Genomic DNA, 14,258 nt, shown 5'->3' with positions numbered 1-14,258 from the left:
GCCCTGTTGACGCCCGCGCACCCCGGTGCGAGCGTGGTGTCCCCGATGACCACTCCCCTGATCCTCGTCCTGGACACCGACCCCCGGCCGCGCCTCGGCCGGCTCACCGGGCGGGCCCGGGTGCGGTACGCCGACGAGCGGACGCTCGCCGGAGCGCTGCCCGAGGCGGATGTGCTGCTCGTCTGGGACTTCACCTCCGACGCCGTCCGCGAGGCCTGGCCGGGTGACGGGCCCAGGCCCCGCTGGGTGCACACGGCGAGCGCGGGGGTGGACCGGCTGCTCTGTCCGGAACTGGCCGCGTCCTCCACCGTCGTGACCAACGCCCGGGGCGTCTTCGAGCTGCCGATCGCCGAGTACGTCGCCGGGCTGGTGCTCGCCTTCGCCAAGGACCTCCCCCGCACCCTGGACCTCCAGCGGCAGCACCGCTGGCGCCACCGGGAGTCACGGGGGCTCGCGGGCAGCCGCGCCGTGGTGGTCGGCGCGGGCCCCGTCGGCAGGGAGATCATGCGGCTGCTGCACGGCCTCGGCGTCCGGGTGGCGCTCGTGGGGCGTGCGGCACGGCGCACCATCCACGGCATCGAGGACCTGGACCGGCTGGCCTCCCGTGCGGACTGGGTGATCGGCGCGGCCCCGCTGACCGACGCGACGCGCGGGATGTTCGACGCGCGCTTCTTCGGACTGCTCCAGCCCTCCGCCCACTTCATCAACGTGGGCCGGGGGCAGCTGACCGTCGAGGACGACCTGGCCGAGGCGCTGCGCAGGCAGTGGATCGCGGGCGCGGCGCTCGACGTGTTCCAGGAGGAGCCACTGAGCCCGGCCAGCCCTCTGTGGGAGGTGCCCGGTCTGCTGATCTCCCCTCACATGAGCGGGGACACGGCCGGCTGGCGGGACCGGCTGGGCGAGCAGTTCGTCTCGATGTACGAACGCTGGGCGGCCGGGGAGGCGTTGCCCAACGTGGTGGACATGCAGCGGGGTTACGTACCTTCTCCGGACATCGCTCTCTGAGGTTCAGGCACAACGGCCGTGCATGGCACGCCCGTCACGGGGAACACGCCCCGCGCACACGCCGTCGCCCTGCGCCCGTGTTGAGACACGGAAAGGTCACCCTCCGGCCACTGTTGGGTTACATGGCGGTGCGACCTGCATAAGAGTCCTGGATCGGGCAGGTGGTCACCCTGTCCGGACTGTTCGACACCCCGATTTCTCCAGGAGATTGCGAACCATGGCTGACTTCCCTCACCTGTCCCGTCGGGGCTTCCTCAATCGATCGGCAGCCGTGGGAGGTCTTCTGGTCGTCCCCGGTCTGCTCTCCGCGTGCAGCAAGACCGACGCCGGCGCGGCGGACGGTGAGGGCGCCCTGGAGAAGCTCCGCAAGCAGGGCTTCGTCAGGGTCGCGTACGCCAACGAGGCGCCGTACGGCTACATGGAGGGCAAGGAGCTCAAGGGCGAGGCCCCCACCCTGCACCGGGAGATATTCAAGGCGCTCGGCGTGAAGGAGCTGAAGCCCACCCTCTCGGAGTGGGACGGACTGATCCCCGGTCTCCAGGCGGGCAAGTACGACGTGGTGAGCGCGGGCATGGCCATCACCCCCGAGCGCTGCGGCAACGCCATCTTCTCCGAGCCGGAGTTCATCTCCCCGACGGCGCTGATGGTGAAGAAGGGCAACCCGAAGAAGCTCACCGACCTGGCGTCGGCCAAGGCCGCCGGGATCACCGTCGGCGTGATGTCGGGTGCGGTCGAGGGCTCGTACGCCAAGGGCGCGGGCATCCCCGAGGGGAAGATCAAGACGCTCCAGAAGCCGCAGGACGGGGCGGACGCCGTCAAGGGCGGCCGCATCGACGCCTTCCTGCTCACCGGCATCTCGCTGCGCTGGCTCGCCAAGACCAACCCGGACACCGAGGTCACCGAGGCCTTCGTCCCTGAGCTGGACGGCGTGCAGCAGTTCTCCCCGGGCGGCGCGGTCTTCCGCCAGGGCAACGAGGACCTGCGGGACTCCTTCAACCGCGAGCTCAAGAAGATCGTCTCCGACAGGTCGCGCTATGTGGGCCTGCTCCAGGAGTACGGCTTCGGCGCCACGGAGATTCCGCCGGCCACGCTCAAGACGGCCGACCTGTGCAAGGGCTGACGAGAGCGGACCACACCGTATGAGTGACTTCTTCTCCACCCTCCTCGATGAGTTCCCCCAGGTCAGAGCAGGCCTGTGGGTGACGATCGAGGCCACCGTCCTCGGCGCGCTGTTCGCGCTCCTGCTCTCGTTCGTCCTCGGCCTGGCCGCCGGCAGCAGGCTGCTGCTGGTGCGCGGGGTCTCCAGGACCGTCGTGGAGTTCTTCCGCGGCACCTCGCTCTACATCCAGCTGTTCTGGCTCTACTACGCGATGCCGCAGCTGACGGGGTACGAACTGTCGCCGCTGCTCTGCGGAGTGGTGGCCTTCGGCCTCAACTACGGGGCGTACGGCTCCGAGATCGTGCGCGGCGCGATCAACTCCGTGCCCCGCGCGCAGTACGAGGCGGCCGTGGCGCTGAACATGACGCCCCTGCACCGGATGCGGAAGGTGATCCTGCCCCAGGCCTGGGTGCAGATGATCCCGTCCTTCACCAACCTGCTGATCCAGCTGCTGAAGTGCACCCCGCTGCTGTGGCTGATCTCGGTGGCCGACCTGATGACCGTGATCCAGCAGATCCGCGACCGCACAGGTGAGACGCTCGTGGCGTATCTCTCCCTGCTGGCCGTGTACTTCGTGCTCGCCTACGCGCTGACCCTGCTGATGAATCTGCTGGAGCGGTCCGCCAAGCGGCGGCTCGGCCTGCACACGGGCGCGGGGAACCTGCTGAAGTCCCGCAGCGCCGAACCCGCGACGACGGCCGGAGGTGCCCGGTGAACCAGGGATTCGACTGGGATGCCGCCGGGGACGTCCTCCCCCTGCTGCTCGAAGGTTTCCGGGTCACACTGCTCGCGACCGTGCTCGGCACGCTCGTCGCGGCGGTGCTCGGTCTGGCGATCGCCGTGGCCGGGCGGGCACCGTCCCGCTGGGTGACGGTGCCCGTGAAGGCGGTGATGGAGTTCGTCCGCGCCACCCCGCTGCTGGTCCAGCTGGTCGGCGCGGCGGCGCTGTTCACCTCCGTGGAGCCGCTGACCATCGGCGTCGTGGTGCTGGGCATCCACTACGCCACGTACACCTCGGAGGTCTACCGCGCCGGGATCGACGGCGTGCCCAAGGGCCAGTGGGAGGCCTGCCGGGCGCTCTCGCTGTCGCCCCGGCGGACCTGGCAGGCCGTGATCCTGCCGCAGGCGGTGCGCAATGTGCTGCCGGCCCTCGGCAACTACGCGATCTCGATGTTCAAGGAGACCCCGTTCCTCGCTGTGATCATGGTGCAGGAAATGGTCTTCGAGGCCCGGAAGTACGGGGCCGACCACTTCGCGTACACCGAGGCATTCACGCTCGCCGGCCTGGTCTTCCTGGTCGCGAGCTACCCCACCTCGCTGCTGATGAGAAAGCTGGAGAAGCGCCTTGGCCACTGAATCCGCCCCCCTCAAGGAACCCGCGGACGCGGCCCCGGAGACCCTGGCCACAGGTGTCGAGCCGCTGGTCCGCTTCGACAAGGTCGTCAAGCGCTACGGGGACCATGTGGTCCTGGACGAGCTGGACTTCACCGTGCGGCGCGGCGAGCACGTCACGCTGATCGGGCCCAGCGGCTCCGGAAAGACCACCATCCTGCGGCTGCTGATGACGCTGGAGAAGGTCAGCGACGGCGTGATCTGGGTCGACGGCTCACCGCTCACGCACGTACGGACGCCGTCCGGCTCGCTGAAGCCCGCCGGTGACAAGGAGCTGCGCGAGTCCCGGAGGAAGATCGGGATGGTCTTCCAGCAGTTCAATCTCTTCCCGAACATGAAGGTCCTCCAGAACATCACGGAGGCGCCCGTCCATGTGCTCGGCATGGACCGGGACGAGGCGGAGGCCAGGGCCAGGGAGCTGCTCGACATGGTCGGGCTCTCCGGGAAGGTCGACGCCCACCCCTCCCAGCTCTCCGGCGGTCAGCAGCAGCGTGTCGCCATCGCCCGCGCGCTGGCGATGCGGCCGGAGATCCTGCTGCTCGACGAGGTGACGTCGGCGCTCGACCCGGAGCTGGTGGCCGGTGTACTGGAGCTGCTGAGCGACATCGCGAGGAACACCGACATCACCATGCTCTGCGTGACCCATGAGATGAACTTCGCCCGGGACGTGTCCGAGAAAGTACTGATGTTCGACGCGGGACGAGTCGTGGAGTCCGGTACGCCCGAGAAGATCTTCTCCGATCCTGAGCACGAACGTACGCGCGAGTTCCTGAGCGCGGTGCTGTGACCTTGCCCTTGGCCCGACGCCCTTGACCTTGGCATATGCCGGACGGATGCGCCCTGGCCGGGAGGGCCGGGGCGCACCAGGAAGTCGTCAACACCCCCTCCGGATCCGCCTTTTGGCCACTATCGTTGTCCGTGAGCTTGCGGTCACAACCTGGTAGAGGCCCTGGAGGGGGAGAACCGTGGCGTTGAAGCCCGAGCCGAAGGCGCCGTTCCATTCGGTGCAGTACGCCCTGCGTGTGCTCGAATCCGTGTCCACGCACGGCAACGGGGTGACGGACGCCCAGATATCCCGCGAGACGGGACTGCCGCGCGGGCATCTGGCCCCCCTCCTGCTGACGCTGCGCCGCGAGGGCTACGTCGAGCAGGTCACCGACGGCGCGTACGTCATCGGCCCCTCCCTCCTGGAGCTCGGCTCCGGGGCGGCCCGGCGCCACGCCCTGGAGGCGAAGCTCCAGCAGACGCTGGTGCAGCTGCGGGACTCCGTCGGCGCGGCGGTCTACGTCAGCCGGTACGTCGACGGGGAGATCCGGGTCACACAGGTGGCCGACGGCCCCCGCACGCCCGCCGTCAACGAGTGGGTGGACTTCCGCTCGGCCGCGCACGCCAGCGCGATCGGCAAGTGCCTGCTGACCCAGCTCGACCAGAACGGCCGGCGCGACCACCTGTCGCGGCACCGGATCGCACGGCTGACCTCGCGGACGATCACGAGCGAGAAGGTGCTCTTCTCGAAGCTGGACAGCCAGCCCGCGACGGTGCCCGTCCTCGATCTCCAGGAGTACGCCGTGGGCACGGTGTGCGCGGCGGTTCCGCTGACGGCCGGGTCGTCGGCGGGATGCCTGGCCCTGTCCCTGCCGATCGAGCACGCGCACCGGCTGCGGGCCGCGGCGGACACGCTCAACAGGCGCGCGGCCCCGGTCCTGCTGTCCCTGACGCTCTGAGCCCTGCGGGCGGGCCGGTCCCCGCCCGGGTCCGCGGCGTGCCGCGACCGGCGGGTGGCCTCCGGCGCTCCTTGCTCTGTATATATAGCGAGGTGGTGCGGGCCCGCAGGTCAGGGGCGGGCCCGCACCTTCCGGCTGCCCGCGCGGGAGTGTGGGGAGCGCCACGTCCGGGGGGTGCGGACGCGTGTCATCAGCACCCCTGAGGACCAGGTATTATTTTCGAGTCAGCAGGCGCCGTTAGCTCAGTTGGTTAGAGCAGCTGACTCTTAATCAGCGGGTCCGGGGTTCGAGTCCCTGACGGCGCACCGACACCACAGTGGGCGGTCTCCTTACGGGGAGACCGCCCACTGTGCTGTGTGCGTTCCGCTGCGGGTGACGTCAGAACTGCACGTCGGAGCAGGAGTAGAACGCGTTGGTCGTGTCGGCGACGTTCCAGACGGCCAGGATGATGTGCTTGCCGGTCTTCTGGGTGGGGATGGTCCCCTGGTGGGTCAGCGTGGCGGGGGGCTGCTGGTTCCCGTACGGCACCGTCATGAACGGCTGTGATTCGAGGGCCGCCCTGGTCAGCGGCTTGGTGGAGTCCCAGCCGTTCTTGGTGATGTAGTACCGGAAGTCGGACGTGGAGTGCCGGGCGGTGAACTGCCAGCGGAAGCTGTAGCCCTGCCCCGCGGTGACCTTGGTGGCGGGCCAGGCGCCGCCGCGCGGGTCGTCGAGCTGGGCGAACTGACTGTTCCCGCCGGCGCAGATCTTGCCGTCCGCGGGTCCCGCCGCCGGGAAGCCCTTGGGGCCTTCGACGCTCTGCGGCTCCCACTGGATGTTGCCGCAGTTGGTGACGGTGCCGTTGGCGCAGAGTTTCTGCCGGCTGATGGGGGAATCGGTGTAGCCGTGGCTGCTGGCACTGCCGGTCGCGAACATCGAGACGCCCGCTATCGCCAGGCCGATGACGGCCGCGCTTGCCCTTTTCCGCATGCTGTGTCGCTCCTCGAGAACGTGGGGGAAGGTTCTGGGGCTCTGCTGCGCGCATGTTTCGTGCGGTCTAGACCAAGTCCCAGATTATTGACGCGGCATGAACATGTCCAGACCAATGTGGGTCCGGTTTCAGCGCGCGCCCCCCTGTCACCGGGAGCGGTCAGGCCCCTTCTCCACCGTTACGTCCGGTATAGAAGGCCACCGTCAAGTCCCTGACCAGCGCCTTGTGTTCGTAGGCGTCGAGCTCGACGATGCCCCGTGCGGTCAGCCGGCCCACCGTGTCGTCGACGGCGTCGACCACCGAGGTCAGCACCCCGTCCCGGTGCCTGGCGTCGAGGGCCGCCACCCGGCACCGCTGCATCGCCGCCGCGACCTCGGGGGCGTACTCGATCCCGGTCGGCTGCGCGGAGTACACCTCGATGCCCGCGGGCGCGCAGTCCGCCTTCAGCATCCTGGTCAGGGCGTCGCCCACCGCCTCCGCGTCGCGCAGGGTGCGGGTGTCCTCGTGGAAGGCGTCGGCGGGCAACTGCGAGAGCACCCGGGCCAGCGCCGCTTCGACCTGGTCGCTGAGATACCGCTCGTGGTCCGCGACCCCGAGGGCCGCCCGGGCGGTGTCCTTCACCCGCCACACGACGAGGACGACGGCCCTGAGCGCGGTACCGTTCGCGTCCACCGCGGGCAGCGAGTCACTGCGCCAGTGCCGCAGCCGTACGTCGATGCGGCGGCGCAGCAGGAGCGGCGAGATCCAGAGCAGACCGGTGCGCCGGACGCTGCCCCGGTAGTCGCCGAAGAGCGTCAGCACCGAGGCATGGCCGACCCGGCCGCGGCCGAGGCCGCAGAGCGCGAGGAGCACCACGGTCATCAGCAGCGCGAGCACCGCCCAGACGCCGAGCCCCACACCGTCGTAGGCGCGCTCCCCGAGCCCGAGCCTGCCTGTCACGGCGGTGGGCAGCGCGCCCTGCCACCCCAGCACGGCGAGCCCGGCGGCGGTCCCGGCGGCGGCGGTGAGCAGCGCGGCCCATCCCGGCAGGACCGGTCCGGGCCGCTCGGCGATCCGGGGGTCCGCGAGGGGCGCGGGCCGTGTGGACGGCTGCGCCTGCGCCTGGGGGGAGCGCGGCAGGGGCGGACGCCGCGCACCCGGCCGCCGGGTGAGAACCGCCGCACCCGCCGCGGGATCGGCGGGCGCGCCGCCGGTCCCGTCGTCCCGGAAGAGCAGGTGCACGGGGATGGGCGCGGTGGTCTCGGTCGTGATGACGGGCTGCCTGCGCCCGGCACCCCACCAGGCGACGGGGTCGGCGGCGCCCACACCGATGCTGACCTTGGCGCGCTCGTCGGCGGGGAACGGCTTGCGGAGATCCGCCGGGGCGCCCGGTCCGGCCCTCAGGCCCTCCGGGAGAACCATCGTGTCCAGGACCGGCTCCGGCTCCGGCTCCATCTGCGGGAAGACACCGATGTGCGGGCCGGGGCGGCCCACCTCGGCCACGGCGTCCAGGGCGGGGCCGAGGTCCGCCGGAATGTCCTCGGCATCGGCCGCGAGGGGTTCCGCCGGGAGGGTTTCCGCCGGGAGGGGCTCCATGGGGAGGGGCTCCACGGGGAGGGATGCCGCCGCGAGGGGCTCCACGGGGAGGGGCTCCGGCTGGAAGGGCTCCTCCAGGAGAGAACGCGCCGCGAGGGGCTCCACCGGCTCCGGCTGGAGCGGCTCCCACCGGGCCGGCCCCGCCTCATGGGACCCGGCTGCGGCGACCTCCTCCTCACAGGACTCGAACGCCAGGGCCTCCGCCGCGGGAACCCCGGCCGTGAGGGGTTCGGCCGCGAGGGACACCTCGCCGCCCGGAGCCCCGGACCCACCGGGCTCCCGGCCCGGCGCAGGCACGAAGTCCGGGTTCGACACGAGGTCCGGGCCCGGCACGAGACCCGGGCCCGGCACGAAGTCCGGGCCACGTTCCGGGGACCGCTCCCCCGCCGGCACGGCGCCCGGCCCCGGCGCGAGGTCCGGATCGCGCCCCGCGTCCGGCGCCCCGCCCTCGGCCCACTCCGCCACGGGCCGCGCGCCCGGCGCGTCCCCCGGCCCGGAACCCGGCCCGGAAACCAGCCCGGAACCCAGCTCCGGACCCGGACCCGCTCCCGCGCCCGGCCCCAGCCCCGGACCGGGTCCGACCACCCGCGTGTCCCGCTCGCCCAGCTCGTCCCACTCGCCCCGTACGTTCTCCGTGGATCGCATTCCCGCCTCCGTCAGTCCGTTCCGTAGCCGCTCATGTCCGTCCGTCGCTCCGGCCGTCATGCGAAGAGCCGTCGCCATGTCTCCGGCCCCGGGTATCCGTCGGCCGCGCTCCCGCTCCAGCCCTGGGCCTTCTGGAAGGCCTCGACGTTGCGGCGGTCGGCCTCCGTCCAGCGCGGGCCGGGGCCCGTCGTGTAGTGCTTGCCGTATCCCTTCTTCACCAGCTGGGTGCCGAGCTTCTTGACGTGGCTGTTGGACTGCCCGGGGGCGAACCAGCGCTTCCCCGGGTAGGGCACGGCCGTGCCGCTGCTTGTCCCGGCGGCGGGAATCCTGTGGCCGGTGCCCTTGACCAGCAGGCTCCAGGTGCCGGGGCCGGGGATTCCGTCCGCCTCCTTGCCCTTCCACCCCTGTGCCAGCTGGAAGGCCTGGGTCGCCCGCTTGTCCGCGTCTCCCCAGCGCGGGCCCGCGCCGTCCTTGTAGAAGCGCTTGCCGCCCTGGGCGATGAGCATCTGCCCGAGCTTGGTCACATGCGCGTTGTTCGCGCCGGGGCCGAACTTCCCGGCCCCGGGGAACGCCGTGCCCGTGCCGCTCTCGCTCGCCCCGCTCACGACGCCCTTGTAGCGATAGGCCACGTACTTGGAGGAGTTGCTCCAGTACGCCATCGGCGTCGTCGCCTTGCGCGCGTGCGGGCGGGTCTGCTCGTAGGCGAGGTAGTGCGTGTGCGTGTGGTCGCTCCAGCCGCCGAAGACCGTGACGTGCGAGCCCACCGCGGGGTCGGCCAGGTTGTGGAAGAGGAGGATGTCGCCGGGCTGGAGGTCGGCACGGGCGATCTTCGTCCCGTAGCCGGCGAGGCTGCCGGTCCACTCGTTGGCCGCGAGGTTCCAGGCCATCGACACGAAGCCCGAACAGTCCTGCCGGTAGCCGTCCGACCAGTACGCCGTCATGTCGTACGGGACCTTCGCGGTCACCCACTTCTTGGCGCGGTTGATGATGTCGGCCCGGGTCGTCGTGCGCAGCGCCGAACCCGCGTCGGACGGCGGTCCCGAGGCTCCGCCGCTGTTCAGGGGGCCCACGCTGCCCTGCGGAGTGGCCGGCTGGGGGTCGGCCGTGGTGTCCGCGCGACCCTTGGCGCCCGCGGCGACGGCCGCCGCCTGTCCCGCGCCGCAGGACAGGACGAGTCCGGCCGCGGTGACCAGCACCAGCGCGCGCCGGGTGCCGGGCGCGGCCGGATGGCCGCCGTAGCGCACCGGCAGCGCGGCGGCCCCGCGCCTTCGCTGGGCGCAGCCCGGACAGCCGCAGTCGGCAGCGGGCTCGTACTCCTCGAAGACCGGCACAGTCATGCGACTCCTCTTCCCCTCGGCAGTCGTCCAGATCGTCCGTGCATCACCGTTCCCGACATACCTCATGTTTACTGACTAAAGGGAAAAAACGACCATCCGACAGGCCGTGCCGGAGAGGAATTGGTCCGGAGCACACTCGGCCATCGGGTAAAGTTCTCCAGGTCAGCAGGCGCCGTTAGCTCAGTTGGTTAGAGCAGCTGACTCTTAATCAGCGGGTCCGGGGTTCGAGTCCCTGACGGCGCACGCACACGAAAGGCCCTTTCACTCAACGTGAGGGGGCCTTTCGCATGTCACCGGGCGCGCGAGCGCCCCCGGGGCGCCTTCCGTCACCCCCGTGCGCCTCCTTCACGGCCACCCCACAATTCGCACGTATGGCTGGTAAACAGCATGTTTCACCCTTGCATTCATGCCGCGAATCGGACAACCTGACCAGGTGTCGCCCGGGGTCCGACCGACCTCCCGGGCGGGGGGAAGAGGGACCGGAACACACGCGGGGTGGGGGCCCCGCCGGGGAACGCACAGGTGAAAGTCACGCAGAGTCGCTGCGTGCGGGGGGATGACCATGACGTCGACGCCGTCAGGCGACCGGCAGCACAACGACCCTTCCCGGACGGTCCAGCTGCGCATACCTCCGCAGCCGCGTGCCGGGAGACCGAAGCGGCAGACGAAGGCGCCGCCTCGCTACGACTACGAGCACCACAGCCGGCTCGCCGGGCCACTGACCCAGCCCGACCCCGGCCGTCCGTACACGGTGCGCTATCGCTCGCTCCTCTCCCAGGAGACGCACCGGGTCCGCGCCGCCCTGCTGCTCGGCGCGGCGCCACTCGTCTCGCTGGGCCTCTTCGTGTGGCTCATGCAGCCCGAGCACTGGACCGAGCGCGATCCGAATCTCGACAACGACACGCTGCTGATCCTCGACATCGTCATGCTGGTCTCGATCGGCCTCATCGAGCTCTTCCGCACGATGAACGTCCTGTCGAACGCGCACGCGACGCTGGTGGCCCGCGATCCGGTCCCCGTCATACCCGAGAGCGGCACGCGCGTCGCCTTCCTCACCTCCTTCGTCCCGGGCAAGGAGCCACTGGAGATGGTGACGAGGACGCTGGAGGCCGCCGTGCGCATCCGGCACCGGGGGGTGATGCACGTCTGGCTGCTGGACGAGGGCGACGACCCCGAAGTGAAGGGGGTCTGCTCCCGCCTCGGGGTCCACCACTTCTCCCGCAAGGGCGTGGCCCGCTGGAACATGCCGAAGGGGCCGCACCGCGCCAGGACCAAGCACGGCAACTACAACGCCTGGCTGGACGCGCACGGCGACGCGTACGACTACTTCGCCTCGGTCGACACCGACCATGTGCCGCTGCCCAACTACCTGGAGCGGATGCTCGGTTACTTCCGTGACCCGGACGTCGGCTTCGTCATCGGCCCGCAGGTCTACGGCAACTACGACACCTTCGTCACGAAGGCCGCCGAGTCCCAGCAGTTCCTCTTCCACGCGCTGATCCAGCGCGCGGGCAACCGCTACGGCGCCCCGATGTTCGTCGGCACGAGCAACGCCGTGCGGATCTCGGCCCTCAAGCAGATCGGCGGCCTGTACGACTCGATCACCGAGGACATGGCCACCGGGTTCGAGATGCACCGCCATCGCAATCCGCTCACCGGCAGGAAGTGGCGCTCGGTCTACACCCCGGACGTCCTGGCCGTCGGCGAGGGCCCGAGCGCGTGGACCGACTTCTTCACCCAGCAGCTGCGCTGGTCCCGGGGGACGTACGAGACGATCCTCACGCAGTACTGGAAGGGCTGGTTCTCGCTCCCGGCGGGCAAGCTCTTCAACTACACGATGATGATCATCTTCTATCCGATGTCGGCCCTGAACTGGATTCTGGCCGCCCTCAGCTGCGCCCTCTTCCTCGGCATGGGCGCGTCCGGTGTCCAGATCGACCCGGTGATCTGGATGATGCTGTACGGCAACGCGTCGGCGCTCCAGATCGGCCTCTACGTCTGGAACCGCCGCCACAACGTCTCGCCGCACGAGCCCGAGGGCTCCGGCGGCCTGGCCGGCATGGTGATGTCCGCGCTCTCCGCGCCGATCTACGCCCGCTCCCTCATGGACGCGGTGCTGCGCCGCAAGAGCTCGTTCGTGGTGACACCGAAGGGCGACTCGTCCAGCCCGGACACCCTCTTCGGCACCTTCCGTATCCACCTCTTCTTCATCGTGGTCTTCGGCGCTTCGATCGCCGCCTCCCTCGTCCTCGGGCACAGCCACCCGGCGATGCTCACCTGGGCCTCGCTGGCGCTGCTGATCACCGCGGCGCCGATCGCCGGCTGGCGGCACACGGTCCGCGCCGAGCGGAGGGAGCACCGCGCCGGACCGGCCGCGCGGCCTCCCGTACCGACGCCGGACGGGCCCGCACCGATCCCGGGACCGCTGCCGGAGGAACCGGCCCGGGCGGGGAACGACGAGACCACGCACATCGCTCCGGGGAGACGTGACCGATGAAGTACCGTCCGAGCCGCCGTACCCGCCGCCTGGCGATCGGTACGGCGGTGGTCCTGGCGCTCGCCGGGACGAACGGGCCGTGGCTGTACCGCTTCGGCACCGAGCGCTATCACGCGTACGCCATCAACCAGCAGAGCTACAAGGCGGAGAACGGCCACTGGGACTTCCTGGACGTCCCGTCCGAGTTCCGGATCAACACGATCCACGCGGCGCTGCTGCACACCGGCAAGGTGCTGCTCGTCGCCGGGTCGGGCAACGACCAGAAGAACTTCGACGCGAAGAGCTTCCGTTCGGTGCTGTGGGACCCGGAGGAGAACACCTTCAAGAACATCCCCACCCCGAAGGACATGTTCTGCGCCGGGCACACCCAACTGCCCGGCGGGAAACTGCTCATAGCCGGCGGCACGAAGCGCTACGAGAAGCTGGAGGGCGATGTCACCAAGGCCGGCGGCCTGATGATCGTCCACAACGAGGACCCGGACAAGCCGGTCACCGTGCCCGCCGGGACCCGCTTCACCGGCCGCGGCAACGGCAAGACGTTCGTCTCCAAGGACCCGGTGCTCGTGGAGAAGGCCACGAAGGTCTTCGACGAGGAGACCGGGGCGTTCCTGCGCAACGAGCCCGGCCTGGGCCGGATCTACGTCGAGGCGAAGAAGTCCGGCACGGCGTACGAGACGGGCACCGAGGACAACTACCGGATCTCGGGTCTCACCGGCTCCGACGCCCGCAACGTGTACGGGATCGCGCAGAAGCTGGCCCTCGACAAGAAGGACTTCCAGGGCATCAAGGATGCCTACGAGTTCGACCCGGTCGCCGAGAAGTACATCAGCGTCGACCCGATGAACGAGGCACGCTGGTATCCCACGCTCACCACCCTGGAGGACGGCAAGGTCCTCGCGCTCTCCGGCCTGGACGAGATAGGCCAGATCGTCCCGGGCAAGGACGAGATCTACGACCCGGAGACGAAGGAGTGGGACTACACCGGCGTCGTCCGGAAGTTCCCGACCTATCCGGCCGTCTTCCTGATGAACGACGGCAAGCTCTTCTACTCGGGCTCCAACGCCGGTTACGGCCCCGCCGACGTGGGCCGCGACCCGGGCGTCTGGGACCTGGAGTCCAACACCTTCACCAAGGTCCCCGGGATCGGCGACCCGGACCGGCTGGAGACCTCGGCGACCGTGCGGCTGGCTCCCGCGCAGGACGAGAGGTACCTGGTGATCGGCGGGGGCGGCGTCGGCGAGTCCGAGAAGTCCAGCGAGAAGTCACGGCTGGTCGACCTGACCGAGGAGAAGCCGCGCTTCACGGACGGCGCCACGCTGGAGGAGGGCGCCCGCTACCCGAGCGCGTCGCTCCTCCCCGACGACTCCGTGCTGGTCACCGGCGGGTCCAGCGACTACCGGGGGCGCGGCGGTTCGGACCTCCTCCAGGCCAGGCTGTACGACGCGGCGTCCGACACGTACACCCGGGTCGCCGACCCGGCGGTGGGCCGCAACTACCACTCCGGGTCGGTGCTGCTGCCCGACGGGCGGGTCCTGATCTTCGGCTCCGACCCGCTGTACGCGGACGAGGCGAACACCCGGCCCGGCACGTTCGAGCAGCGCATCGAGATCTACACGCCGCCGTATCTCTACCGCGAGGGGCGTCCGGAGCTGACGGCCGGACCCGAGCGCGTCTCCCGGGGCGGCACGGGGCTGTTCACCACCCGGCACGCCTCGTCCATCACCTCGGCGAAGCTGATGCGGCCCGGCGCGGTCACGCATGTCACGGACACGGACCAGCGGTCGATCGAGCTGGGCCTGGAGAAGTCGGCCGACGGCATCACCGTGACGGTCCCGAAGAACCGGGCCCTGGTGCCCTCGGGCTGGTACATGCTCTTCGTCACCGACGCCGACGGCACACCGTCGGAGGGGATGTGGGTGGAGATCCCCTGAGGCTGTCCCCCGGTGATCCCCGC

11 protein-coding genes and 2 tRNA genes are annotated in these 14,258 nt (G+C 70.3%); 10 read left to right on the top strand and 3 right to left on the bottom strand.

Annotation, left to right across the window (positions count from 1 at the left end):
* The first annotated feature begins 45 nt into the window (after positions 1-45).
* The 7 genes from ACWCQM_RS04250 to ACWCQM_RS04220 all read left to right on the top strand — a co-directional run bounded on the left by ACWCQM_RS04250 (position 46) and on the right by ACWCQM_RS04220 (position 5,585).
* On the top strand, positions 46-1,005 hold the full coding sequence (locus tag ACWCQM_RS04250) for a D-2-hydroxyacid dehydrogenase (protein WP_450913814.1): 960 nt from the start codon (positions 46-48) through the stop codon (positions 1,003-1,005).
* A 217-nt stretch (positions 1,006-1,222) separates the two neighbouring features.
* A complete protein-coding gene (gene ehuB / locus ACWCQM_RS04245; protein ID WP_267075533.1) occupies positions 1,223-2,125 on the top strand; it encodes an ectoine/hydroxyectoine ABC transporter substrate-binding protein EhuB in 903 nt (300 codons plus the stop codon).
* Positions 2,126-2,144: 19 nt separating this feature from the next.
* Positions 2,145-2,879, top strand: a complete 735-nt coding sequence (gene ehuC / locus ACWCQM_RS04240) for an ectoine/hydroxyectoine ABC transporter permease subunit EhuC (RefSeq protein WP_450913813.1) — start codon at positions 2,145-2,147, stop codon at positions 2,877-2,879.
* Entirely contained in the window at positions 2,876-3,520 is a 645-nt protein-coding gene (gene ehuD / locus ACWCQM_RS04235) for an ectoine/hydroxyectoine ABC transporter permease subunit EhuD (protein WP_450913812.1), read from the top strand. The genes ehuC and ehuD overlap by 4 nt, the downstream gene beginning before the upstream one ends.
* Positions 3,510-4,343 carry an ectoine/hydroxyectoine ABC transporter ATP-binding protein EhuA gene (gene ehuA, locus ACWCQM_RS04230; protein ID WP_450913811.1) on the top strand — a complete coding sequence of 278 codons (834 nt, stop codon included), beginning with the start codon at positions 3,510-3,512 and terminating at the stop codon, positions 4,341-4,343. Before ehuD ends, ehuA begins: the two co-directional genes overlap by 11 nt.
* A gap of 178 nt (positions 4,344-4,521) precedes the next feature.
* Positions 4,522-5,280 (top strand): IclR family transcriptional regulator, encoded by a 759-nt coding sequence (locus tag ACWCQM_RS04225; RefSeq protein ID WP_450913810.1) that lies wholly within the window; start codon positions 4,522-4,524, stop codon positions 5,278-5,280.
* A 231-nt stretch (positions 5,281-5,511) separates the two neighbouring features.
* Positions 5,512-5,585, top strand: a tRNA-Lys gene (locus tag ACWCQM_RS04220).
* 73 nt (positions 5,586-5,658) lie between these two features.
* Here the strand turns inward: ACWCQM_RS04220 and ACWCQM_RS04215 are convergent.
* The 3 genes from ACWCQM_RS04215 to ACWCQM_RS04205 all read right to left on the bottom strand — a co-directional run bounded on the left by ACWCQM_RS04215 (position 5,659) and on the right by ACWCQM_RS04205 (position 9,807).
* Positions 5,659-6,249 carry a lytic polysaccharide monooxygenase auxiliary activity family 9 protein gene (locus ACWCQM_RS04215; protein WP_267075530.1) on the bottom strand — a complete coding sequence of 197 codons (591 nt, stop codon included), beginning with the start codon at positions 6,247-6,249 and terminating at the stop codon, positions 5,659-5,661.
* 160 nt (positions 6,250-6,409) lie between these two features.
* On the bottom strand, positions 6,410-8,470 hold the full coding sequence (locus ACWCQM_RS04210; protein WP_450913809.1) for an SPFH domain-containing protein: 2,061 nt from the start codon (positions 8,468-8,470) through the stop codon (positions 6,410-6,412).
* Between the two features lie 56 nt (positions 8,471-8,526).
* Entirely contained in the window at positions 8,527-9,807 is a 1,281-nt protein-coding gene (locus tag ACWCQM_RS04205) for a peptidoglycan-binding protein (RefSeq protein WP_450913808.1), read from the bottom strand.
* 169 nt (positions 9,808-9,976) lie between these two features.
* Here ACWCQM_RS04205 and ACWCQM_RS04200 point away from each other — a divergent pair.
* From ACWCQM_RS04200 to ACWCQM_RS04190, 3 genes are all read left to right on the top strand, one after another.
* Positions 9,977-10,050: transfer RNA gene (locus tag ACWCQM_RS04200), tRNA-Lys, on the top strand.
* Between the two features lie 319 nt (positions 10,051-10,369).
* A complete protein-coding gene (locus ACWCQM_RS04195; RefSeq protein WP_450913807.1) occupies positions 10,370-12,304 on the top strand; it encodes a glycosyltransferase family 2 protein in 1,935 nt (644 codons plus the stop codon).
* Complete coding sequence (locus ACWCQM_RS04190) at positions 12,301-14,235, top strand: galactose oxidase-like domain-containing protein (RefSeq protein ID WP_450913806.1); 1,935 nt, start codon at positions 12,301-12,303, stop codon at positions 14,233-14,235. The genes ACWCQM_RS04195 and ACWCQM_RS04190 overlap by 4 nt, the downstream gene beginning before the upstream one ends.
* Positions 14,236-14,258 lie beyond the last annotated feature (23 nt).

This window comes from Streptomyces sp. NPDC002125 (genome assembly GCF_053593715.1).
Note: the sequence above shows the minus strand (reverse complement) of the source record. Positions and strands in the feature narration are given on the sequence as shown.

Excerpts from the sequence above, each read along its gene's own strand:
- ACWCQM_RS04210 (WP_450913809.1), bottom strand. The coding sequence starts at position 8,470 with ATGCGATCCACGGAGAACGTACGGGGCGAGTGGGACGAGCTGGGCGAG.
- ehuB (WP_267075533.1), top strand. The coding sequence starts at position 1,223 with ATGGCTGACTTCCCTCACCTGTCCCGTCGGGGCTTCCTCAATCGATCG.
- ACWCQM_RS04215 (WP_267075530.1), bottom strand. The coding sequence starts at position 6,249 with ATGCGGAAAAGGGCAAGCGCGGCCGTCATCGGCCTGGCGATAGCGGGC.
- ACWCQM_RS04190 (WP_450913806.1), top strand. The coding sequence starts at position 12,301 with ATGAAGTACCGTCCGAGCCGCCGTACCCGCCGCCTGGCGATCGGTACG.
- ACWCQM_RS04195 (WP_450913807.1), top strand. The coding sequence starts at position 10,370 with ATGACGTCGACGCCGTCAGGCGACCGGCAGCACAACGACCCTTCCCGG.
- ACWCQM_RS04205 (WP_450913808.1), bottom strand. The coding sequence starts at position 9,807 with ATGACTGTGCCGGTCTTCGAGGAGTACGAGCCCGCTGCCGACTGCGGC.
- ACWCQM_RS04250 (WP_450913814.1), top strand. The coding sequence starts at position 46 with ATGACCACTCCCCTGATCCTCGTCCTGGACACCGACCCCCGGCCGCGC.
- ehuC (WP_450913813.1), top strand. The coding sequence starts at position 2,145 with ATGAGTGACTTCTTCTCCACCCTCCTCGATGAGTTCCCCCAGGTCAGA.